This is a genomic window from Rhizobium sp. H4, from assembly GCF_003013335.1.
In the GTDB taxonomy this organism is placed as follows: Bacteria; Pseudomonadota; Alphaproteobacteria; order Rhizobiales; family Rhizobiaceae; genus Rhizobium; species Rhizobium sophoriradicis.
Map to the genome: position 1 here is coordinate 67,030 of NZ_PSOW01000018.1, position 20,943 is coordinate 87,972.

Consider the following 20,943-nt stretch of genomic DNA (forward strand, 5'->3'; position numbering starts at 1 on the left):
TCAGTGGCGGAGCAGCCAGTCACGATCAGCAGCAGTGACAGCGCAAGCGCGGTTCTTTTCCGAAAGCTCGAGTTCATAGGATCGGATCTCGTTTTCCAACGTGTCTCTGGCGGTCTGCTCGGCGGCCTTGGCCGCCTCCAGCCGCTTGCGATGCTCTTCACCGGCGCGGGCCGCCGCATCGCGCTGGCGCTGCATCTCGGCGGCCCAGGCTTCGGCCGCCGCCTTCTCGGCCAGCACGACGTAACCGGCGCGCGCCTCACGCTCTGCGGAGGGATAGCCGATCGCGACGGCATAGAGGTGATAGAGGAGGAGCCCGGCGGCGATGCCGGCGGCCATCTTCAGCGTATCGAGAAGGCCGAACATCAGTTGCCCTCCAGGCAGAAGGCGCGTTCCTTCTGCCGGCGCCGCGTCAGGCCGGGAAAGGTGATGCCGGCGGCGCGGTTCCATTTCAACAGCGCCTCGCAGCCCTCGGCCGTCCTGCCCTGGTTGATCAGCCGGACCGCGCTCGACCCGCAGGCAGCCTTGACGCCGACATTGTAAGCAAACGAGGTCAGCGCCACGAAACGCGCATCCGGCAGCGGCACGCGCACGCAGCTTTCGATGCCGCGCGCATAGGTCTGAAGCTCCAGCGCCAACAGCGCCTTGCACTGCTCCACCGTCTTATGATCCCCGGGCTTGACCCCGCTGGTGCTGCCATAACAAATCGTCCAAGGCGGCCCCCCGGTCGCCGGATCCGGATAGGCATGCTGCCGCAGCCCCTCGAAGCTGCCGACGAGTGCCACGGCCATGGCAGCCGCAGCACTACCCTTCTGAAGGCGGTTTGCCATTCAGTTCTCCTGAGATTTGCTGTTGAAAGACGATGCGCGCGACGATCGCCGCCGCGGTGAGGAGGCCGGTCATGACCGACATGCCGAGCTGGATGTAGAGGTTGCGAGGCACCCAGGTGCCGGCGATGAAATTGGTGACGGGCTCGAGGACGATGAAGACGAGCGCCAACGCCATAAGGCGGACGCTCCAGGCGCGCCTCAGCACGGCGCGCCAGTTGTGGACGAGCATGGGGTGGGCTCCGGATTGTGAATGTAGAAAAGCACCCGACTATATAAGGCGGGCGACGTATTTCGGTTATTCAGAAGGTGCCGCGTTCAACGAACGCTATCGATTAGTCGGATAGATCCGATCACGAAGCCTGAATATCGGCCGCTCGATGTACTTATACGACAAAGCGGCGAGCAACAGCGTGACAGCGCCAAAGACGCAAAGCTCGACGAGCCCACGAAACCCGAGCTTCACGCCGAAAATGGGCTCAAGCAAGCGCGGCGTCACGACGAAATAGAACGTATAGCTCACGACCTGGTGATAGACATAGGCACCGTAACTACGATTGCCTATGAATACCAGAACAGGATTTTCCATCAACTTTGCTGCGGTTGTTGCCTTGCCAACAGCCCAAAAAAATATGAGCGATGAGGCAATCATGTAAACCGGCACGTCAGCAAGTACTTTGCCGTGGAAACTACTCCGATACGCGAGTGCACCTTCGCTGATCTCTGCCAATGACAGCAGACAGACTGACGCGATGCCAATGATCATTATTGCGGCGAAACAGCGCGACAATGCCGGCGTAATCCGGGTCGTCGATGTGATGATGGCGACTGCTGCACCAGCAGCCAGCGAGTCTAAGTTTCCGAATGTAACGAGGACACTCGCCTGGCCAAGATCGGCATACCAAGCGAATGTGCGCCAGCCGATTGCAACGGCAAATGCCCCCACTAGGGAAAGCTTCCAAGCTTTCGGTTGGAGAAAGATGACGATCGGGGCCCAGAAAACATAGAACTGCTCTTCAACCGCGAGCGACCACCAGGGGGCAGCGGGTCCATAGGTTCCGATGTCGTTTCGCAGCAGCGCATTTGCTAGATTCTGCACGAAGAAGACGTGATAAAGCACGTCTTGCCGCACAGTGTCATTCAGTCCTGTGCAGATGACAAATATGAGCGCCAGATAGTAGATGGGCTGGATGCGGAAGAACCGACGGCCATAGAATCCCTTAAGAAGCCGTATCCCTCCAACCTCAAGCCGTCTTCCCGCTAAGTCGATCAGTATTCTCGTGATCAGAAAGCCACTGATCACGAAGAATATCAAAAGACCGCTTCGTCCCCATTCCAAGACAAGATATGTAAGCGGCGCCCAGTGGGCCACCAAAACCAGGAGCAGTGAAACTGCTCTGAGCCCGTCTAAGCCGCGTATGCGACCCCGCGCCTGCGTGTCTGCCTCTTGATGTGCAAGAGCATCCAATGCCCAATCCCTCCACCTTTCGGCGGAATAGCGCAATCCTGCCGGGATTGAAAGCGCTCCTAAACGTTTACTCGCGTCAGATTGCGATTTGACGGCGCCTGCTGCCCCTCTGGCCGCCTATGTACCGGCTGCCGCGTCGATAAAAGGATACTAGCGGAATCGACCTGAGGATTAGGTTTTTACGCGACTTCCGATTCCACCGCCTCCGTTGGTGATTTGGTCGGAGGTAATTTGACCCGTGCTTTTCAGCGCGATCGGTGTCAGCCCGGTTTTGGGATCGGGTCTCGACAGGGCCTATGCTCCGTTCCGTGGCCGAATCGGCGTTAGGCATTCTGACGCAATCCTTCAAACGACCCGACAACCGCCACGGCCGTGGCGTGAGACGCTGGTGGGGCCGACTCCTTACCGCGGCACGTCTATCAAATTTGAACACGAGCCAAGTCTGACCGCTATTCGCGATATTTGACAACCCTTGCCGGTGAACCGACAGCGATTGCATATTCCGGGATGTCGCTTATCACAACGGCGTTCGCTCCGATCACGGCGCCATTGCCGATTTTGACGTTCATCAGGATCTTCGCTCCGGCGCCTATCCAGACATCGTTACCGATCTCAACTGTACCGATCGCAGCCTTCTGAAGCCTGATTGGCATATCGCGCCTCATGCCGTGGCTGTGATCGATGATCTGGACATCAGAGCCGATCAGGACATCATTGCCGATTGATATCCGGTTCTTCGCCGTGATGATGTTGCGCCGACCTATTACGGTGTTGTTGCCGATGAAGACTCTGGGCTCTGGCATTGTAAGTTGAAAGAATGACTGATCTTGGATGGTGACGTTATCCCCAACCTCAAGGACGGCATGACCGACCAGGCGGAACTCTGCGCTGCGCTTCACCACGAGATTTTCGCCGGCCGCGGTGAAGTAGCGGAAGCGCTTATAAGCAGTGACGAGTCGCTGGATTACGCCGCCTCGATTGCGATATGATGCCTTGTCGACCTGTGCCATTTCTACTCCCGGCGTGATGGCAGCATGTCAAACACAGGTGTGGAGCTTATTCAAGAGCTCCTTCCGCATGGGAAATGGAAGCCATCATTCCAGATCCAGATGCTGCCGATAGAGCCGCCCAATGCCATGCGAATTTGCCGACTTGTATTTGTCCATATCTCCTGCGATCCCACTGCGAAACCGTTTGCTACCTGGATAGTGCCGACATTGGCGCCATCGCTGCCGGCGCCGGCAACAAGCGCACCTTGTGCAGGGTCCGACAGCAGAGCTGCGTTAGTCGTTGCCGACGATGTGAACTCGAAACGCAGCTTCGCTTTGACTTTCACCCCATTTGGCACTGTCAGCGCCAGAAGCGTCGAGGTCGTAGAGATGCCGGCACCGATAGCATCCTTGACCGGCGTAACAAAGGTATATTCGTCACGCGGATACATCACGAACTGGCGGATAAGCGAACTTGCATCCGTCAGCACCACGCCGACGCATTTGACGATAGTATAGCCGGTGAGCAGCGTCGTGCTGACGCCGCCGATCGTCGCCGAGGTCGAGAGAACAACGTCGAAAGACAGGTCGGCGTCCTTGCGCAGAGCATAGGCAAAGTAAGTCGCATTTGCTGCGACGGCGCCGGAATCGAGGCCGCCGGCGCCCGTTCCCGCCGCAAATGTCCCCGTCACCCGTTTGGTGAATGAGGCGGCGCTGGCAACGAAGCTTGCCCCCGACCTGGCGGAACCCGCGGAAAAATCGACATGGGTGGTTGGGCTGCTGGCGTTATTGGAAAGGATCAGCCCAACGACGAAATCGCCGACGGCCGAACTGTCTGCTTTGCTCTGGATCCTGGCGTAGAGCTTGTTGGTTAAGAAAGCGACGCCCGAACAGATGATTTCGACGCTGTAGCCGTCCTTGAGGACAAGTGTGGCCGCGCCGTCGATCGTCTCCAACCCGCTCGGGTCAATCGTCACATCGCCGCCATCGGCGATGACGCAATAGTGCCAGTTTGCGCCGAGTGTGGCCGCTGCGGTCAGGCTGAGCGTGGCGGCCGCGGTGAAGCGGTGGACGGCGTTGTCGTCGGATGCAAGCGCTGTGTAATCGCCTGATTTCGTCGCATAGACCGACGCTTTATCGAAAACGATGTCGACGCCGTTCTGGGTGAAACCCAGCACTCCGCCGCCCTTGAGATAGATCCCGGTCTGCGGGTTCGAGGCGAAGCCGACACCCGGCGCCGAAACCGTGCCGCCTGCCGCCTTGAGCGGCGCGGCCATCGGCGCCGAGCCGTCGCGCGGCAGCGAGTTGGTGATTTCGTTGCCGAGATCGGTCGTCAGTGCGTTCCATGGCGCCGGGTCGATGACCTGGCCGACGGAAGGGGTCGTTCCGGCGGGTTTGGAATAGACGCCGGTTGATGGGTTTCTGGGCATTCATCCTCTCCAAAAGAAAGAGGCCCCGCGGATTGCGAGGCCTTGAATCGATAGTCAGCCTGCCAAACTCATCACCTGGGCCATACCGAAAGCGTTGGCGCTGGGGATGGGGGTAGATTACCAGCCACCACCGCCGTTTCGACCGCTTGCTCTAAGAAGCGCGCGCGTAAGAGCAGCCTTCGCGTCGGCTTTTCGACCCGTTTCGGGACCGGCCTGCGCCGACATACCGCGCCCTTTTAAGGCATCTATACCGAATACTTTCAAAGCCTCTTCAGCTGCGTCATGAAAGGCGCGCTCGGCTCGGTTGCTAAAACCACCTTCCCCCGACCCGAAACCTTCAATTCCAGCGGCCGCAATGTCGCCTATTATAAGCTGCGGAACGGCAGCGGCTGAGCCTGCCTTCCCGAGGAGCTGCAGCGCTTGGGAAATATAGGGGTGCTTGTCATCGAAGGCTCTATCCGCCCCGCGCTGCCTATCCAGTGCGTTGTCATACCGCTCTCCTAGCGTTCGACCCGGCAGGTCCGGAATCCAACTCTCAGGCATCAGCGGGTCCATATACGGTGCCAACACTGCATGTGTCCCAGCGTCCACCTCATCGAGATAGGGACCGGCAATAATAGTACCGCGGCCGATGGCACGCATTGCGTTGTCGACCGAGAGATCGCCGGTAAACCCCGCGTAGGGGTCTTTTCTAAGCTCGGCAACTCTTCTCGGCGGTACAACCGGTGCTCTATTCGTATCTGACATTGTGATCTCCTGTGGATGGTGATTGGGCTCGCCAAAGCTTCCGAACAGCAGTTTGAAAGTCTGCCTCAGTTTAGGACGGCCGGAGCGAACCCGAGCCGCACGCCGGCTTCCCAGGCCTGCAAGGCTTGAATCGCCACAGCGTGCGCCACCGTGGGATGTTCGCGTTGGCAATTGGCCTCAGAAGGCCGAACTTGCAGCTGTTCATCGGAATTTGGTTTGAAGGAAAGGCCACCGTCCGTTCGGCAGAAAAGGCCGACGACGGTAGGAGGAGCCTAAACCGCGCGCGCTAGCGATCTTTGACAGCAAAAGACTCCAGCATTGTCATGGAATATTGCGCTGGCCGCTGAACAGCGACGGCAGGAAACTGGGAGGCTTTGCCGGCGAGGCGGGAGGCACGCCCGTCGACGCCGCAGAACCCTTGGCCGTAACCGCCTGCCGCTCCTCATCCTGCTGCCGGATAGCCAGGCCGCCCATCAGCGCCTGCGCCAGCCGCGCCGCGCCCTGCCACGACGATTGCACCGGGCTCGTATCCATGCCCTGCTGCAGCATGGCGGAGGCCAGCCGCTTGCGTTGGTCGTCGATGTCGCCCTGTGTCTTGCCGGTATCACCGCCGAAAATGGTTGGGATCATTCGACGGCCCTTTCGTAATCGACGCGGTCGAAGCCGTCTGCATGTTCGAACACGGCGTCCGGATGGATCTCGCGCACATCGTCGGACATCAGGCCGAGCTGCATCGGACCGCCCGCCTTGTAGCGGAAGGCGTAGACCGGCAGGCCGTTTTCCAGCGTGCCGACGCGTTTGATGTCTTCCTTCAGCCGCCGGTCGGACTTCGCCCAGCCGCCAAGGAGTGTTCCGCCGAGGCCGAAGAGGCCGCCCATGGCGGCGTTCGATTGGGCGAGCTGCTGGTTGTAGATGCCCATCTTCTGGTTGAAGTTCTCGTTGATCAGCCCGGCCTGGTCGACGGTGGGAAGCTGCGTCGATGGTGTGTTGACGTAGCTCGGCTGGTGGACCTGCGAGCCCGACATCAGCGCCGAGATCTCGTTCAGCGGCTGGTTGCGCTCGGTCAGGATCGAATTCTGCGCGTTCGAATACATGTCGCCGAGATACTGGTCGGAGGCAGCCTGCTTGCGGGTGGAAAAATCGCGCATGGCGTTGTCGTAAGCCGCCGAGCCCATCGAGATGCCCTTGTCGGCCAAGCTCTGCTCGAGGCTCGCCTGGTCGCGGTCCCACTGGTTGTTGAAGCCGGACTGCCAGTGATTATTGACATATTTGTCGACATTGCCGGCGCTGAGATCGACATTGGTGCCGAGGATGCCGGAAATCTTGCCGGTCTGGTCGTTGGCGAGCCTGGCAAGGCCGAGCTGCGTCTGCTGCGTCTGGTCGTAGATCGCCTGGTTCTCGGGCGAATAGGTCTGATAGGCGGAATAGGTCGGCAGCTGGTAGCTCTTGCCGTTCTGATCCTTCATCGTCTGGTAGCCGGTGACCTTGTATTCCAGCGCGCCATCCGGCGTGTACTGGTTGGTGTGGCTCAAGCCGGCATTGGCGATGGCGGTGTCGACGTTGGTGGCCGTCTGTGCCGCCGCGGTCTGGGTCGGATCAGGCGCCTTCGGGGCCTTTGGCGTGGAGACCATAGGGAAAATCCTCTTTGATGATTCCGTAAAGCAGACCGTCGCAATCGCCGAAATAGCCGCGCTGGCGGCCTTCCGGCTCAGCGCCCAACCTGGCGAGCAGCTTCTGGGCGTTGCTGTTGTCGGCGCGGGTGCGGCAGGTGGCGCGGCGGCAGCCGAGCTGGCGGGTGACATAGTCGAACACCGCCCGCATCAGTGTCAGCGACAACCGGTCGGCGGCGAGCGAGATCTCGACATCGTGGCCGGTCCAGACGTTGAAGACGAAGCCGGCGATGATCCGGCCGCGGTCGATGTGGGCGAGCGTGGTATAAGGCGGGTGGAACCCCACCCCGATCCTGGCCCCGACCCAGGCGGCGATCTCGGCGCTGGGTTCTGAGACGATCAAATTGGCGCGCCTCGCTCGTAAAGCACCGAGCCGCCGACGACCGCGGCTTCCGAGACGGAGCCCGACGAACCGGAGATCAGCGCGCGGATCGTCGGCGCCAGCGCTGAACCGGCGCCGCCAGCGGAGGCGAATTTGCGCACCAGCGAAATGCCGGGGAATTTCGCGACACCCCAGACCGCCGTTCCCCATTTCGCCGCCGCATTATTCTCAACCGACGACAGCAGCGCGGTCGGCACCTTGGTCTGGTAGTCGACCGAAATGCCGCCATACATCAGCGTCGAGACGCCGATCTGCGCCGTCACACCGATCAGCTTCGAGAGCTTGGTCGAGAGCCCGTCGCCGAAGCGGCTCCAGGCTCCGACCATCAGCGCGTCGATCGCCGCGCCATTGTCGTTCGCCCCGACCTCCGCCTCGTAAAGCGTGCCGTCCGCCGCGCCGAAGAACAGCCGGTCCTGCCAGGTCGCCCAGCAGGAGGCGGGCATGCCGACGAAGCGGCACCAGGCGCCGGTCTCGGTGTTCATGACATATTGATAGGGGCCGAAGGAGGACGGCAGGTTGACGATCGCCATCTGCCGCGCCGGAAAGCTCGAGAGCTGCCACTCCTCAGAGCTCGTGCCGGCCGCCGCCACCGTCTCGCGCCATGTCGGGCCGATTCTGGCAGTAATCGCGCCGAGGCTGGTGGCGCCGCGATCGAGCTGCACCGCCTTGGTGATCGGCACGATGCCGTCGGTCGTCATGATCGCCAGATCGGCGCCGACCGACAGCAGGCAGCGGTCGCTGCCGAGCGGCCGGCCGAGCTTGAAGGTGCCGATCAGACCCCAGTTCGAAGCACTCGAAGGGTCGGATCCCTGGAAGACGATCACCTCGCCCTCCGAGGAGACCAGCACCAGGCATTGCTGCAGGCCCGTCGCAACCGGGATCGTCCAGACATTGATCGCCACCAGCGTGCCGCCATATTTCATGTTGCCGCCGACCGGCAGAACGGTGGCCGCGCCGCTGACGGCGTCGGTCGCGAGGTACCAGACATTGGTCGAATCCCGCTCGATGAACCACAGGCGCGAGCGATAGGCGGTGACGGCGGCAAGCAGCGAGGCATCCGATATGCCTGTGATCATCGTCGAGGCCACATAGGGCGTGGCGACCGTGCCCTTTTCCAGCTGCGCATTGGTGACCGTTCCCGTCACGGTGACGACAAGCGTGCCGGCCGCCGGCGTGAAAGAGAGCGACACCCGGTTGCCGGCGCCCGTCCCGTTCAGTGTGCCTGAGAAGGCGCCCGAAATCGTGACCGAGCCGGTGCCGAAGAAGCTCAGCGTATAGGCCGTGTTCCGCACGGCGACATTCTGGGTGGCGAGCGCTGCCGTGCCCACCAGGAAATTATTCGTCCAGGAGGTGCCGTTGAAGAGCAGCGGCGTGTCGAGGCCGTTGACGAGGCGCAGGAATTCCTGCCCGGCCGGATTGGTATATTGCTGCACCGACCAATGGGCGCTGGCCAGGCTCGAGACGACAGGCGCGCCGGCGGCACCGCCCGCCGTAACGTCGAAGATCTTGTCGCCGGCGGCAGCAAACAGCCGGTTGGTCACGCCGGAATAGGGAATGACCGTCTGCACGTCGGCGCCGAGACCGGTGGAAAAGGCAAGAAAACCGTAGCGGGCGCGCACCCGGTTTGCCTCGGGAAAGAAATTGTCGAGCTGGAAGGCGGCATCCTCGGGCATATCGGCCATCTCGACATCGGTTCGCCAGCCGCCGATCGGCGCTATCCAGTCCTTGCCTGGCGAAACGCGGCGGGTGCGGCCGTTCGGGGGAACAGGTGTGCGGGTCATGGGGTTTCAACCGTGATTGTGCCGGCCCAATAATTCTCGAGCCCCTCACCCCGCGCCCGCAGCGAGAGATCGACGGGGCTTGCGGCGCGGTCGGCGCCGATGGCGGCTTCCTTGGTTCGTTCGAAGCTGGCGAGTTCCTCGCCATAGTCGAGGCCCTTGGCGCGCTTCCAGCGCCAGATCAGCGACAGTTCGAGAAGCTCTTCGGGAAAACGCGCCGTATCCGTGTCGTTTTCCCAGTTGCCGGCCCCGGTGGCGCCGCCGTTCACCGCCACCCAGAAGCCGGAGATATAGGCATATTCCATCGTCTCGCCGGCAACGTTCGGGAAGATGTCGAGCTTGCCGCCGGCCATGCGCCAGATTTGCGGCACCGGATTGGCATTGAGGATGGTCTGGCGCTGCCAGGTCTGCGGCTCCACCGGGCCGTTCAGCGCCCAGAGGCGGGAGACGTTCCAGATCCTGGCATTGGCGGCGAAGCGGTCCCAGTCGCCGGGCGGCTCGTCCGGCTCCGGGTTGGCGCCGGTCGCCTGGAATTGCCGCCGCACCATCAGCGCCGACCAGTCATGGGCCCGCATCAGGTCGCGGCCGGCGCGGGTGGAGAGGATGCGCAGCTGCATGATCTGCGGATCCGCCGAAGACATGACGGCCGTCGGCGGATCGAGGTCGATCTCCGCGCAGACGTTCTGAATAATGGTCAGGAGCGACATGCGGGGGATCTCCGGTTCAGCGCGGTGGACGTGGGCGTGGCTTGGAAGGTGTGCCGTGTGGCCCCCTCATCCGCCTGCCGGCACCTTCTCCCCGCTGGGGCGAAGGGGTTATGCCGCAAGGTCTCGATTCCCTCTTCTCCCCAGCGAGGGTCCGAAGGACGGGTTGAGACCAGTGGCTCAACCCCGGTCGGTGCCCGTAGGGCGGATGAGGGGGCGGCTTGCGTCAGCGCTTCATCAGGCAGCAGCGCGACCGCGGGACTTGCTGCCGCTTTCGCTTTCGAGCGCCTCGAAGCGGGCGGCCATCTCCTTCATCTGCGCCTGCAGGCGGCCCACCTCGTCCTTCAGCCGCTCGTTTTCGGCGGCGAAGGCGGAAGCGGCGCTGGAGTTTTCGGCAGTGGCGAGATAGGCGCGGGCGGCGGCGGTCAGCTCGTTGGCGCCCATGCCGATCTTCTGCTTGGCGGTGTCGGAAAGCGCTGCCAGCTGCTCGACGGTGTAGATATTGACCGCCTCCAGCTCCTTGATCTGGCTCGGCTTCAGATAGGGCCATTGTGCCAGCGGCGTGCCGGTCAGCTGCTCGCGGGCCGCCGCCCCGTCCTTGAAGCGCTTATAGGCGTCGGCGAAGCGGATTTTGTCGTTGTCGGTGACCTCGCGATAGACTTCGGTGTGCTTGTCGCCGGCGATGAAGATACGGACGAATTCCTTGTCGGCAAAAATCGGCCGGCCTTCTTTCTCGGTCAGAAAGGTCTGTTCGACCGGTTCGAGGCTGAAGGAGGCATAGATTCCGGTGTTGTCGGGCATGTGCTGGTCTCGCTGTTGATGGCGGGGAGATGGGATGGGCGGCGAAGCGCCGCTTGTGATGTCGTGCCGGTGGCTGCCCCTCACCCTAGCCCTCTCCCCGCTTGCGGGGAGAGGGGACGTGCCCTGCGAAAGGTCTGTGGGAACGGAGAGCTCGCAGCCTGCCCCCTTCGCCCCGTTTACGGGGAGAAGGTGCCGGCAGGCGGATGAGGGGCACGCCAGGCATGAGAAGTCGGCGAACGGGCGCCGAAACGCCCGTCGATTGCTTTAGTTCACCTTCGACAGAAACGGCCGCATCAGCGTCGCCTCCAGCACGCCCGTCGCCGTGACGGTGACGCCGGTGCCGTTGGCCGTCGCATTGGCCGAGAGCGTGATGCTCTGAACGACGCCGTTCGGGCTGTAGCTGATGCCCGCAATCGTCGTGCCGCCCGCAATGCCGGTGCCGGCGACGGCCGCGCCGATGAACGGGCCGGAACCGGCATTCAGGCCGGCGAGACCGGTCAGCAGGCTGGAGCCGTTGACGGTGGTTGCCGTAAACGTCTGGTTGGCGGCGGCGAAGTTGACGTTGGCGATCGCCTTGGTGCCGACGGTCGCCGAGGCAGGCGCACTTGCCTGGCCCGCGGTGGTGGTGGTTTCCGCAACGACGAGGGCCGCCGTTGCGCTCGCCACCTGCGACGGCGCCTGGCCGTTGCGCTGCAGCCAGAGGTAATAGGTGCCGGCGGCAAGGGTGATGCCGCCCACCGGACCGCCGGTCAGCGTCGGCGGCTGGGCGGCGCCGGAAAAGACGCCGCAGCGCTGGCCGACGACGGCGGCAGCCGTGGTCAGCAGCGAAGCGGCATAATCCTTGGTCCACTGGAACCACTGGCCGGGCTGAAGGGTCGTCTGCGCAGCCAGCACGAGCTGGCAATAGACCCATTCGGATTCACGGTCGCCGCCGGCGGTAGCGCCGAGGGCGAAGTTCGGCCCGGGAATACCGGAGCCGGAGACGATCGGGCCTTCGACGACGAACGGGTTCGCGCCAAGACGATCGGACTGGATGGTTGCGATCGACATTTGCTTGTTCCTTTCGTTCGATCAGGCGAACAGCACGCCCTGCAGGAAGGCGTTGTTCATGGTGAGGTTGCCGGCAAAGCCCATCAGCTGCACGAAGGCATCCTGATTGGTGTTCATGCGCTCGTCGCCGATCGGGGCCATGTCGCGGTCGCGATGCGGGCGGTAGAACAGGTATTTGGTGTTGAGGAAGAACATCTGATTGAGCGGCGCGCCGCCGCCGAAGCCGCCGTCGAAGATCACGTCGGCGCCCATGTACTGCAGCGACTGGAAGCCGGCCATGCCCTTGTCGGCAGAAGTGATGCGCTGGATTGCCTGCAGCGATTCCCAGTAGAGACGGAAGAAGTTGTTGTCGGCGACGACGAGATCGGGGGCGTCGGAGCCGCGCACGCAGGACATATAGAGCCGGTTCATGTAGCTCTGGATGTTGGCATTGGTGGCCGCCGCACCGCCATCCGCCGAAGCCGAGAATTTCTGGTTGCGCCAGAAACCCCAGGTGGCGCGCGAGATGCCGCCGACGGTGCCCGAGGTCGGCGAGGTCGAGATCAACAGCTGCAGGCCGCCGATCTGCCGGCCGCCATCGGCCGTGCCGTCGGAATAGCAGTCGAGCGCGATGTTGTTCTTCAGCGTCGTTTCGGCATTCTCGATGCGCTGCTCGAGCAGGTCGAGGATCGCATCCTCGCCGGAGTTCTGCAGCTGTTCGAGGCCCGACATGGAGACGGCGACCGCGGCCTGCTTCAGGTCGTATTCGGCGGCGGTGATGACGTCGGAGGGCTGCACGTTCAGGATGTCATAACCGGAATATCTCTTAAAAGTAGAGTTTTCCTGGTATTGCAACTCCTGGACGATGGTGCGGCCGCCGGAGACGGGCTTCTTGCGGCCGCGGCTGTTGAGACGAGTGAGAAGACCGTTGTTCTTCGTCACGTCGTCGGCAACCGTGCCGCTGCGGTTGCGCAGCGTCGTGGTGACGATTTCAGAGAGGTTGGGCGAAATGGGCATCGATCGTTCCTTTGATCAGACTTGGCCTTTGATCAGACCTGGCCGCGCGAAAAACGCATGGCGTCGCGCAGCGAGTCGCGGATGGAGGTGGGCTGGCCCCTTGCCGCATCGCGGGTCGGGCCCGGGGCGGAAGAGCCAGAGATGGATCGCGAGGCGCGGCGGGCTTGATCTGCCGCTGCGGCTCTCTGGGCATGCTGTTCTCGGACGAAGGCCGGCGCAGTCTGGCTGATCAACTGCTGGCGAATGTCCGGTCGCATCCAGCATGCGGCGTCGTAGGCGTCCTGCAGTGTCGATGCCCGCCCTGCATTGATAAGGGCGACCATGTCGTCGAGAACGTCTTCGGCATGCGCATTGGCCGGATCGGAAAGAAAGGCATCGACTTGAGTTTCGGTGTCTCTCTTGCGTAAAACATGTTCGACCGTGGCCTCGACATTGACGGGCCCGGCCTGGCGCTGGAACTCATGCCCTGCCTGCTGGCGCTGCAGGGCCTCCCCGCTCTCGCCATTGACCAGGGCGTGAAGATTGACCCCGGCCACCTTGGCGACGTGGAGGACGGTATTGACGGGATCGCGGATCAGCGCGTTTTCCCAGTCGATCGCCCGGCGCATGACATCGGCATGGGTCATGCCGGCCCGGCGGACGATCGGGGTGAATTCCTCCAGCCCCTTGTAATCCTGCAGCACGCGGAAGCCGCGATCGACCTCCTGCTCCCGCTTGGCGATCGCCGCCTGCACTTCGCTCGGCAGGCTCGTGAAATGCGCCTTGGCCTCCGTCGACCAGCCGGGCGGAACCCGGTTGCCGATGGCGGCCGGCTGGTCGCCGCCCTGCTCCCGGCTCGGTACCTGCGGCGTCTGCTGCGCGGCGGCCTGCTCCTGCCCCTTGGCCAGGAAGCGGCCGTTTTCGCCGTCGCGCGGCCGGGCCGGCATATCGTCCGGTCCCGTGCCTTCGACGGTGTTGATCGCCGCCTTCAGGCTGTCGCGGATGCTGACCGGCTTATCGCCGGACACATCAAAATCGTCGCTGCCGTTACCGGCCTCGTTCCGGTCTTCCATATCCATGTGGGAAAGTTCCTATTTCGGGGATTGATGCCCGTTTAAGCCTTTGTGCATGTCGTTGTCCCGGAACCGCTGCACACTTCCGGGCGACACGCGTCAGGCGTTGTATTCGGCGTAGACCCGCCGCAACTCGTTGCGGATCGCCTTTCGGTCCGCCTTGGGTTTTTCGATCGGCTGCGGCTTCTCATTGCCGATTTCTTCGACGCCGGCGGAGCGGTACTCGGCGCGCAGCTTGGCTTTCGATGTGTAGCGTCGGCCGTCATGCATCGACCGGATGTCGATGCTGTCGCTGACGAAATGCGGCGCCGGCAGGTCGGAGCGCGCCAGGTTTTGCGCCGGCAGGCAGTTGTGCGGCCATGTGTCGAGCTGGTGCCAGCCGCCGCAGACGCGGCAATAGCGTTCTCTCATGCTGTTGCTCCCGGGTAGAGGGACTGCGCGGCGCGCATCTGGTCGATCGCCTGCGCCGCCATCTCGCCGCGCGCCTGTTCGACCGCGGCGCGATGCTCGATCTCGGCCTGCGCCACGCCGAGTTCCGCCTTGCGCTGTTCGGCGCCGGCCTTCACCTCGGCCGTCTTCAGCTTGAGCATCTCGCCGGGCGAAGGCTGCGGCTCGGGCTTCGGCGCACTGGCAGCCTGGGAGAGCTGGCCGCCGACCTGCTCCAGCATGCTTTCGAGCTGGCGGCCGGCCCTAAAGCCGCGGGCGGCAAAGAGCAGCGTCTCGACCATGACCGGCACCAGCATCGGCGACTGCTGCGCCATGGCGCCGGCCTGCTGCATGAAGCCGCCGACCATCTGGACGAATTCCATGCGGCGCTGCTTTTCGGCGTCCTCGTCGGGCTCGATCGTCGAATCCGTTTCGATCTCGATCTGGAAGCCGCGAATGCTGTCATTGCGCAGGAGCTGCACCACCTCGTCGATCGTCGGCTGCCCCATCATCTGCTGCAGCTGCGGCGGCAGTTCCGGGGTCGGCGGTGCGGGCTGGCCCATCTGCTCGGCCCGCATCGCCGTCTGCTGTGCCGCCATCTGCATCTGCTGCATTTGCATCTCGACCTGCTGCTTCTGAGCCATCGTCGGCAGCTTGATGCCGCTCACCAGCATCAGCGTTTCCGGCTGGAATTGATCGCAGATGATTTCGCCGGCAAGGCGGATGATGTCGCGGGCAAAGCGCGCCAGCTCGGCCTGGCGGTCGCGGATGCGGATCGAGCCCCACTGGCTCTTGATCCGCTGCGCCGTCGCCGTCTCGGACGCCTGGGTGTCACCGCGCACGATGTCGGAGATGCCGGTGATCTGGTAGACGTCCTCGATCAGCTGCTTGCGCGCCGCCATGCAGGCGACGATCACCTTCTGCACCTCGTCGATCGGCAATGTCACGACCGCCTTCGAGCCGCCCTTGTCGGTGAAAGCCGCCCATTCCGGGATCGGCACCATCACCATGTCGTTTTCAGGCCGCATCGCCTTCTCGATCGCCGGCGAGATCGCGCCGTCGCCGGAGGGATAGAACACCTTGAGGCGCAGCTGATCGGTCAGCTTGTTGATGCGCTTGGTCAGGAGATCGATCTCGTCGCATTGCTGCTGGTAATAGACATAATCGGGAACCGGGATCAGCGAGCTGGTCGACACCGTGCCATAGGCCGGGCGCGGGCAAGGCCAGAAATGCGTCAGATCGAGCGGCGGCTCGGACACTTCCAATGCGACAGGCGAACCGTCGGCGATCCAGACAGTATAGTTCTCGCTCTTGCACCAGATTTCCCAGACATGGGTCTTGCCTTCGTTCTCGGCGCGCTCGGCCTGGCTCGTGCCCTTGCCGCCTGCTGCCGCCTGCGCCGCCCCGGAAGCCATCGCCTCACGGCCGAAGCGCTTTTCCATCTCCTCCTCGGTCATCGGCACGCGCCGCGCCACCCAGGTGACGTCCTTCCAGCGGCGCGCCGGCGAGTGCAGGAAATCCGACCAGTGGACATAATCGATGCAGACGCGCTCGTCGGCGATCGCCTCCATGGACGGGCCGCCCATCTCGCCGAGCAGGCCGTCCGCCGGCGGGTCGGAGGGCGCCACACCCATGTCGAGCGGCTCGAAATCGGCCTCGTAGCGCAGCCACACCGTGCCGCGGGCGCAGAGCAGGAAATCGTCGCGCACCGCCCGCATGATCGAATCGAGGTCGGCCTCGTCGCCCGTATAGGCGAGATTGCGCTCGACGATCTCGGAGGCGATGCGGGCCACCGGCTCGGCATCCTTGAAGCGGCGCTCGACGACCGGCTGCGGCACGCGGGCATAGACGGCCGGCTGCAGCACCGCGGTGTTTGCCCAGAGCATCGGAAACCGGCGCTTTGCCGCGCTCGTCTGGTCTGACTGCTGGTCGAGATAGATCTTCTCGATCTTGACGCAGCGGTCGTGCCAGGACTTGAAATAGCGCTGCGCGCGTTCGAGCTCCTGCTGCCAATGGGCGCCAACCTTTGCCGGATCCCAGCGCTCGTCGCCCTCAAAAGCCGTTATCTCGTCTTCCATCAAACACGCTCGCTGGATCTGGGGGTGGCATCGGCAAATTCGTTGAAGGTCATCGTCTGGAAGGTCGGCAGCCGCTTGGGCTCAGGCCTCAGCGGTTCGGGCGCCAGGCCGGTGAAGATGATGGCGAGACCGCCGAAAGCATCCGCCCCATGCGAGGCCCAGTTGTGCAGCGGCTCGTCGCGGAAGACGCCGAGATCCTCGTCCCAGTCCTTGCGGTAGTTGCGCAGGCATTTGATGCCGTCGGCGCAGCCGGCCTGATCGAACTCGACCTTTGCGAGGATGCGCCGTGTGCCGTTGATGCGGTCATGGACATAGGCGCGCTCGACCTTTCGCACCGTGCCGAGGCCGCGCGCCCTCACCTCTTTCAGCATGATTTCGATGCGGGTCATGCCGCCGCGCGTCCATTCCCGCACCTTGATGTCGTGCGGCATGTTGTGGACGCCATAGACATAGCCATTGTCGGCCGCGCGCCGCTCGAGCTCGTCGAGCATGCCGTCCATGCCGGTGCCGGTATGCTCGAAATAACCGATCATGCGAACCCGGCCGGGCAGCACCTGGAACAGCCAGACGCTGTTGGCATCGTCCATGCCGATGTCGGAGATGGTGTGGACGGGATAGCCGTCGACATGCGGGAAAAAACCGATGCGCTCTTCGGCGTCGGCGATCGCCATCTGATCGGCATAATAGGCGCCTTCGACGCTCGCTTCGAAAGCTTCGGCCGGCGTCGAGGGATATTCGCGCTTCATGTCGCCGAGCTGGATCTCGGCCTTCTTGACGTACCAGGCCTTCTGGCCCTCTGTCAGATGGATGCCCTGCTCGGCAAGCTCGCGGAAATATTTGGCGAAGGCGTCGCTGATGATGACGCCCCCGGGCGCGATCGCATAGTGCGGCTCCTTCCACCAGGGGAAGAAATGGAACTTGAAGTCGAGCTCGGTCAGCTCCAGCGCCTGGCGATGCTTGACCTGCGCATCCTCGCAAAGCGAATAGAAATGCCCTTCCTGGCCTTCCGCCGTGCTTTCGACGAAGACCAGCTGGCCGGCCTGCACCGTATTCAAAGCGCCGGTGCGGACCTCCCGCGCCTTGTCGGGATATTTGGCGCAGAGCTTTCCATATTCCGAAATGTGAAGATACTGCAGTGTCCCTGAACGTAGCGAAGTGCCGACGCGGATGCTCGAATTGTTGGCGAGCAGCAGTTCGGTCTGGTTGGTCCTGACGACAGGCACGGCGTTGCGGATGCCTTCGGGCAGATTGTCATAGGGGTATTTGATCTTGTCCCGGAAGATCGTCTGCACGTCGCCGAGCGTATGGGCGATGGTGCCCGCCCTGATGTCCCGATTGAAGACGCAGGCATCGAGCATGAAGATCTGGATGAAAGTAGTCAGCCCCAGCTGCCGGGCCTTCAAGAGCACGTTGAGATAATGCATCTCCTCGAAGAAGGTCATCTGCATCAGGTTCATTTCGAACCGGACGCGTTTGCCCGCCTTGTCGGTGATCCAGTAGAGATTGTTCAGCCGCCAGCGCCAGTCGGAGAACCGGTCAACCGCCGTTTGGAAGTCCGCGCGTCTTGCCATTGATATCTTCCAGCAGTTGCGAGACTTCGCCGGTCACGCCCTGTTCGGGCTCGATCTTGGCGCCGTATTTCTTCGGCCGCAGCTTCTCGGCGACCCATTGACGGGTGGCGATGCGCAGCTGCGAGCGGCGGATCGCCTCGCCATTTTCCTGCCAGCCGGTGGTTTCGCCGGCGGCATTCTTCTTTTCGATCCAGTCATTGCTGCTGTCGTCGGCAATCTCGACCAGCTCATCGACAAAGCCGTCGGCGAGGATCTCGCGCGCCAGCGCGTAGCGCGCCCGAAACGCCGCCTTGTCCTCGTCCGCCAGCCAGGAGAGCACGGTGGATTTCGCCGGCATCGCCTCGTCGCGACAGATCGATCGCAGGCTTTCCCGGTCGGCAATGCGATCGCAGATCTTCTCGGCCAGCGCCTGGCTGAACTTGCTCGGTCTGCCCATGGGTCCGCGTCTGAACGCTCAGAACAGTGCGACGATATTCGACGCCGTCGTCCCGGTCAGCGCCACGATCGCGGCATGCACGGGAAGGATCGTCCCGGCCGGCACGCTCTTGAAAATGACCGGATCCACGTCGCGGCGCGGCGCGATCGCCACATCGCCGGCCGTGCCGATATAAAGCGCACGCGCGCCGACAATCGCACTGTCATTCGGCGTGACCACCGCTGCCCGCGAGGCCGGAGCAATCGAGGCGTCCATTGCAGTTCTCCTTGTGAGGGGTCTTCGATGTGGGTGGCAGCACGCTGCACGAGCAAGTTTGGCAAACCGGCCTCTCGCCGACCCCGTCCCGCCAGGCGCGAGGGAAACGGAGTAAGATCTCGCGCCATTTGTAATCACGCCGGCGCAATCAAGTGCGGGTTTGGCGCGACTTTGGCAAAGCGCCCTTACCACCCTCCGTCATCCCAGGCCTTGAGCCTGGGATCCATGCCGGGTCCCCATCGAACTGGTGTGGATCCCAGGGTCAAGCCCTGGGATGACGGAGCAAGGAGTGGACTCTCGGCAAACCTGCGCGGGAAGCCTACGAAGGGCGCATACGATCAAAGAACGGTATCGACGTAATCGCCGACATCACCTCTGGATTCAGTCTTCGCAGCTTGGATTTACGGTATTGGTAAATGATCGGCCGGGGGGTGATCAAGCTAAAGATTGCGGGTGTCGCACAAGTGTAAAATCGAGCCTGCTCGACCAAGCGGACGCCCCGAATACCACGCCGCTCCGGCTGCGGATTGGCAAAACGCCACCCCACCCTCCGTCATCCCAGGCCTTGAGTCTGGGAGCCATGCCGGGTCCCCATCGATCTGGTGTGGATCCCAGGGTCAAGCCCTGGGATGACGGAGCAAGGGGTGGACTCTGCGGCAAACCTGCTCTGCAAAGATGGCGGGAAAGCCTTCTAAGGGCGCATACGATCAAAGAGCGGTATCGACGTAATCGCCGACATCATCTCTGCATTCAATTTTCGAGCTTGGATTTACGGTATTGGTAAATGATCGGCCGGGGGGTGATCAAGCGCTGATTGTCGATCTCGCGCTAGTGTAAAATCCAGCCCTTCTCGACCAGGTGGACGCCAGAATTTCACCCGCTGCTCCGCTCGCGGATTTGCTCAAACACCAGCCCCACCCTCCGTCATCCCAGGCCTTGAGCCTGGGATCCATGCCCGCTCCTGTTGACCAACGTTTGTCCCAGGACAGCAAGCAATACCATCCACGGTCATCGAGGATTATATTAGCAGCAGGCCGTCGATAACACGGGTGGAGGAGCCTGTGAAAACCGCGAGACTTTTTCTGTGCTTCGTCACTTTTCTTGGCGTCACCGCGCCTGAGAACCCGGCTGATGCCGAGGAATTGGTGCGGTTCGAAAGCGTGCCGGTTAAGCTGAGCCCGTTTCGAATCCGCAAAGCCCGGGAACTGGGGGAAATCCTCCCGCAGCCGCAAGGCACGCCGCTGCTCGGATATTTGTCTCGGCCTCCGGGCGATGGTCCCTTCCCGGCAATCGTCGTCATGCATGGATGCGATCACTTGCGTTCGAGCGTCAGGGAGCTTTGGCCGAAGCGGCTGGTCTCATGGGGCTATGCCGTGCTTGTTGTCGACAGCTTCACCACCCGCAACGTCAAGGATCCCTGTCGAAGCCATGTCCCCGATCGCGCCTTCGACGCCTATGGCGCCTTGAATTTCCTGTCGCAATCAGGCTTCGTCGATGTGGAGCGCGTCGCCTTGATGGGCTTTTCGGCCGGCGGCACCACAACGCTGGATGCAACAAAAACCGGAGGATTCGAGCAACTCGTCGAACGCAAGTTCCGGGCGGCGATTGCCTATTATCCCGCCTGTGACGCAGACCGCGGCGATGCGACGGTGCCGAGCCTGATTTTGATTGGCGAACGGGATAATTGGAGCCGGCCCGAACGATGCCAGAAGAGGCTCGCCCGTCTGAGCGGCGATGGCCCGCCGATCGAGCTCAACATCTACAAGGGCACGTATCACGGTTTCGACGCCCCGGAATTCGTGATGGGAAAGCGGGTCTTGGGCCATATCGAAAAATACGATCGCGACGCCGCAGGAAAATCCATCCGCGCGGTGTACACGTTTCTTCGCAAGCATCTGGGAAAGTAGAACTCTTGGCGTATTCGGGCAGATCAGGGCCGATTGCTCGAGGTCATCTCCCGTCTCCGCCGTGACTGGCAACCACGCCCACCCCACCCTCCGTCATCCCAAGCTTGAGCCCACTGCTGTCCGGTTTAAATTTTCCATTTTTAAATCCTTATAAAACAAATGGTTATTGGGAAATTGGCATCGACTTTATAGTGCGTGATGCAGGCAAAACTCGAATTTTTTGCACAATTTCCGCCTCGGAACTTTCTCTGACGCGGATGCCAAGTCTCGCCATCATTCGTCTTGTCGCGAAAATAACGAGTCAAAACAGTAAAGCGGCACATCTACTGCGAGTCTCAGAATCCTCTGCAACCGTTTTTGCTAAACCGGACAGCAGTGG

Annotated in this window: 22 protein-coding genes; 1 reads left to right on the plus strand and 21 read right to left on the minus strand. The window is 62.4% G+C overall.

Translation table 11 applies throughout. The features are described 5' to 3' along the window. The 21 genes from C4N04_RS24970 to C4N04_RS25080 form a co-directional block, all read right to left on the minus strand. Positions 1-363 carry a hypothetical protein gene (locus C4N04_RS24970; protein ID WP_106797274.1) on the minus strand — a complete coding sequence of 121 codons (363 nt, stop codon included), beginning with the start codon at positions 361-363 and terminating at the stop codon, positions 1-3. After that, the gene (locus C4N04_RS24975; protein ID WP_106797275.1) at positions 363-827 is read right to left on the minus strand and encodes a lysozyme; all 465 of its coding nucleotides are present in this window, start codon (positions 825-827) and stop codon (positions 363-365) included. The genes C4N04_RS24970 and C4N04_RS24975 overlap by 1 nt, the downstream gene beginning before the upstream one ends. After that, positions 802-1,056 carry a hypothetical protein gene (locus tag C4N04_RS24980; RefSeq protein ID WP_106797276.1) on the minus strand — a complete coding sequence of 85 codons (255 nt, stop codon included), beginning with the start codon at positions 1,054-1,056 and terminating at the stop codon, positions 802-804. The genes C4N04_RS24975 and C4N04_RS24980 overlap by 26 nt, the downstream gene beginning before the upstream one ends. 96 nt (positions 1,057-1,152) lie before the next feature. Then, complete coding sequence (locus C4N04_RS24985; protein ID WP_106797277.1) at positions 1,153-2,292, minus strand: acyltransferase; 1,140 nt, start codon at positions 2,290-2,292, stop codon at positions 1,153-1,155. A gap of 449 nt (positions 2,293-2,741) precedes the next feature. Further along, positions 2,742-3,302 (minus strand): acyltransferase, encoded by a 561-nt coding sequence (locus C4N04_RS24990; RefSeq protein WP_106797278.1) that lies wholly within the window; start codon positions 3,300-3,302, stop codon positions 2,742-2,744. Between the two features lie 50 nt (positions 3,303-3,352). After that, positions 3,353-4,711: a hypothetical protein gene (locus tag C4N04_RS24995; protein ID WP_106797279.1), complete on the minus strand. Its 1,359-nt coding sequence runs from the start codon at positions 4,709-4,711 to the stop codon at positions 3,353-3,355. A 117-nt stretch (positions 4,712-4,828) separates the two neighbouring features. After that, on the minus strand, positions 4,829-5,458 hold the full coding sequence (locus C4N04_RS25000; RefSeq protein WP_106797280.1) for a hypothetical protein: 630 nt from the start codon (positions 5,456-5,458) through the stop codon (positions 4,829-4,831). 321 nt (positions 5,459-5,779) lie between these two features. Further along, the gene (locus C4N04_RS25005) at positions 5,780-6,088 is read right to left on the minus strand and encodes a hypothetical protein (RefSeq protein ID WP_106797281.1); all 309 of its coding nucleotides are present in this window, start codon (positions 6,086-6,088) and stop codon (positions 5,780-5,782) included. Continuing rightward, the gene (locus tag C4N04_RS25010; protein ID WP_106797282.1) at positions 6,085-7,089 is read right to left on the minus strand and encodes a tail fiber domain-containing protein; all 1,005 of its coding nucleotides are present in this window, start codon (positions 7,087-7,089) and stop codon (positions 6,085-6,087) included. Before C4N04_RS25010 ends, C4N04_RS25005 begins: the two co-directional genes overlap by 4 nt. Then, entirely contained in the window at positions 7,055-7,471 is a 417-nt protein-coding gene (locus C4N04_RS25015) for a GNAT family protein (protein ID WP_106797283.1), read from the minus strand. The genes C4N04_RS25010 and C4N04_RS25015 overlap by 35 nt, the downstream gene beginning before the upstream one ends. Further along, entirely contained in the window at positions 7,468-9,291 is a 1,824-nt protein-coding gene (locus tag C4N04_RS25020; protein ID WP_106797284.1) for a hypothetical protein, read from the minus strand. The genes C4N04_RS25015 and C4N04_RS25020 overlap by 4 nt, the downstream gene beginning before the upstream one ends. Continuing rightward, the gene (locus C4N04_RS25025; protein ID WP_106797285.1) at positions 9,288-9,995 is read right to left on the minus strand and encodes a hypothetical protein; all 708 of its coding nucleotides are present in this window, start codon (positions 9,993-9,995) and stop codon (positions 9,288-9,290) included. The genes C4N04_RS25020 and C4N04_RS25025 overlap by 4 nt, the downstream gene beginning before the upstream one ends. Positions 9,996-10,229: 234 nt before the next feature. Further along, positions 10,230-10,793 (minus strand): hypothetical protein, encoded by a 564-nt coding sequence (locus C4N04_RS25035; RefSeq protein ID WP_106797287.1) that lies wholly within the window; start codon positions 10,791-10,793, stop codon positions 10,230-10,232. Positions 10,794-11,057: 264 nt separating this feature from the next. Next, positions 11,058-11,843 (minus strand): hypothetical protein, encoded by a 786-nt coding sequence (locus C4N04_RS25045; protein WP_106797289.1) that lies wholly within the window; start codon positions 11,841-11,843, stop codon positions 11,058-11,060. A gap of 21 nt (positions 11,844-11,864) precedes the next feature. Then, a complete protein-coding gene (locus C4N04_RS25050; protein WP_064817688.1) occupies positions 11,865-12,839 on the minus strand; it encodes a phage major capsid protein in 975 nt (324 codons plus the stop codon). A gap of 32 nt (positions 12,840-12,871) precedes the next feature. Continuing rightward, positions 12,872-13,897 (minus strand): hypothetical protein, encoded by a 1,026-nt coding sequence (locus C4N04_RS25055; RefSeq protein WP_106797290.1) that lies wholly within the window; start codon positions 13,895-13,897, stop codon positions 12,872-12,874. A gap of 93 nt (positions 13,898-13,990) precedes the next feature. Next, positions 13,991-14,302 carry a hypothetical protein gene (locus C4N04_RS25060; RefSeq protein ID WP_106797291.1) on the minus strand — a complete coding sequence of 104 codons (312 nt, stop codon included), beginning with the start codon at positions 14,300-14,302 and terminating at the stop codon, positions 13,991-13,993. Further along, positions 14,299-16,395: a hypothetical protein gene (locus tag C4N04_RS25065; RefSeq protein ID WP_106797292.1), complete on the minus strand. Its 2,097-nt coding sequence runs from the start codon at positions 16,393-16,395 to the stop codon at positions 14,299-14,301. The genes C4N04_RS25060 and C4N04_RS25065 overlap by 4 nt, the downstream gene beginning before the upstream one ends. Then, the gene (locus C4N04_RS25070) at positions 16,395-17,966 is read right to left on the minus strand and encodes a terminase (RefSeq protein WP_106797293.1); all 1,572 of its coding nucleotides are present in this window, start codon (positions 17,964-17,966) and stop codon (positions 16,395-16,397) included. Before C4N04_RS25070 ends, C4N04_RS25065 begins: the two co-directional genes overlap by 1 nt. Continuing rightward, complete coding sequence (locus C4N04_RS25075) at positions 17,932-18,402, minus strand: terminase small subunit protein (protein ID WP_106797294.1); 471 nt, start codon at positions 18,400-18,402, stop codon at positions 17,932-17,934. Before C4N04_RS25075 ends, C4N04_RS25070 begins: the two co-directional genes overlap by 35 nt. A gap of 18 nt (positions 18,403-18,420) precedes the next feature. Beyond that, the gene (locus C4N04_RS25080) at positions 18,421-18,657 is read right to left on the minus strand and encodes a hypothetical protein (protein ID WP_004678143.1); all 237 of its coding nucleotides are present in this window, start codon (positions 18,655-18,657) and stop codon (positions 18,421-18,423) included. 1,061 nt (positions 18,658-19,718) lie between these two features. Between C4N04_RS25080 and C4N04_RS25085 the strand changes: the two genes are divergently transcribed. After that, a complete protein-coding gene (locus C4N04_RS25085) occupies positions 19,719-20,564 on the plus strand; it encodes a dienelactone hydrolase family protein (RefSeq protein WP_183739156.1) in 846 nt (281 codons plus the stop codon). The last annotated feature ends 379 nt before the right edge of the window (positions 20,565-20,943 follow it).

Excerpts from the sequence above, each read along its gene's own strand:
- C4N04_RS24970 (WP_106797274.1), bottom strand. The coding sequence starts at position 363 with ATGTTCGGCCTTCTCGATACGCTGAAGATGGCCGCCGGCATCGCCGCC.
- C4N04_RS24975 (WP_106797275.1), bottom strand. The coding sequence starts at position 827 with ATGGCAAACCGCCTTCAGAAGGGTAGTGCTGCGGCTGCCATGGCCGTG.
- C4N04_RS24980 (WP_106797276.1), bottom strand. The coding sequence starts at position 1,056 with ATGCTCGTCCACAACTGGCGCGCCGTGCTGAGGCGCGCCTGGAGCGTC.
- C4N04_RS24990 (WP_106797278.1), bottom strand. The coding sequence starts at position 3,302 with ATGGCACAGGTCGACAAGGCATCATATCGCAATCGAGGCGGCGTAATC.
- C4N04_RS24995 (WP_106797279.1), bottom strand. The coding sequence starts at position 4,711 with ATGCCCAGAAACCCATCAACCGGCGTCTATTCCAAACCCGCCGGAACG.
- C4N04_RS25000 (WP_106797280.1), bottom strand. The coding sequence starts at position 5,458 with ATGTCAGATACGAATAGAGCACCGGTTGTACCGCCGAGAAGAGTTGCC.
- C4N04_RS25005 (WP_106797281.1), bottom strand. The coding sequence starts at position 6,088 with ATGATCCCAACCATTTTCGGCGGTGATACCGGCAAGACACAGGGCGAC.
- C4N04_RS25010 (WP_106797282.1), bottom strand. The coding sequence starts at position 7,089 with ATGGTCTCCACGCCAAAGGCCCCGAAGGCGCCTGATCCGACCCAGACC.
- C4N04_RS25020 (WP_106797284.1), bottom strand. The coding sequence starts at position 9,291 with ATGACCCGCACACCTGTTCCCCCGAACGGCCGCACCCGCCGCGTTTCG.
- C4N04_RS25025 (WP_106797285.1), bottom strand. The coding sequence starts at position 9,995 with ATGTCGCTCCTGACCATTATTCAGAACGTCTGCGCGGAGATCGACCTC.
- C4N04_RS25035 (WP_106797287.1), bottom strand. The coding sequence starts at position 10,793 with ATGCCCGACAACACCGGAATCTATGCCTCCTTCAGCCTCGAACCGGTC.
- C4N04_RS25045 (WP_106797289.1), bottom strand. The coding sequence starts at position 11,843 with ATGTCGATCGCAACCATCCAGTCCGATCGTCTTGGCGCGAACCCGTTC.
- C4N04_RS25050 (WP_064817688.1), bottom strand. The coding sequence starts at position 12,839 with ATGCCCATTTCGCCCAACCTCTCTGAAATCGTCACCACGACGCTGCGC.
- C4N04_RS25055 (WP_106797290.1), bottom strand. The coding sequence starts at position 13,897 with ATGGATATGGAAGACCGGAACGAGGCCGGTAACGGCAGCGACGATTTT.
- C4N04_RS25060 (WP_106797291.1), bottom strand. The coding sequence starts at position 14,302 with ATGAGAGAACGCTATTGCCGCGTCTGCGGCGGCTGGCACCAGCTCGAC.
- C4N04_RS25065 (WP_106797292.1), bottom strand. The coding sequence starts at position 16,395 with ATGGAAGACGAGATAACGGCTTTTGAGGGCGACGAGCGCTGGGATCCG.
- C4N04_RS25070 (WP_106797293.1), bottom strand. The coding sequence starts at position 17,966 with ATGGCAAGACGCGCGGACTTCCAAACGGCGGTTGACCGGTTCTCCGAC.
- C4N04_RS25075 (WP_106797294.1), bottom strand. The coding sequence starts at position 18,402 with ATGGGCAGACCGAGCAAGTTCAGCCAGGCGCTGGCCGAGAAGATCTGC.
- C4N04_RS25080 (WP_004678143.1), bottom strand. The coding sequence starts at position 18,657 with ATGGACGCCTCGATTGCTCCGGCCTCGCGGGCAGCGGTGGTCACGCCG.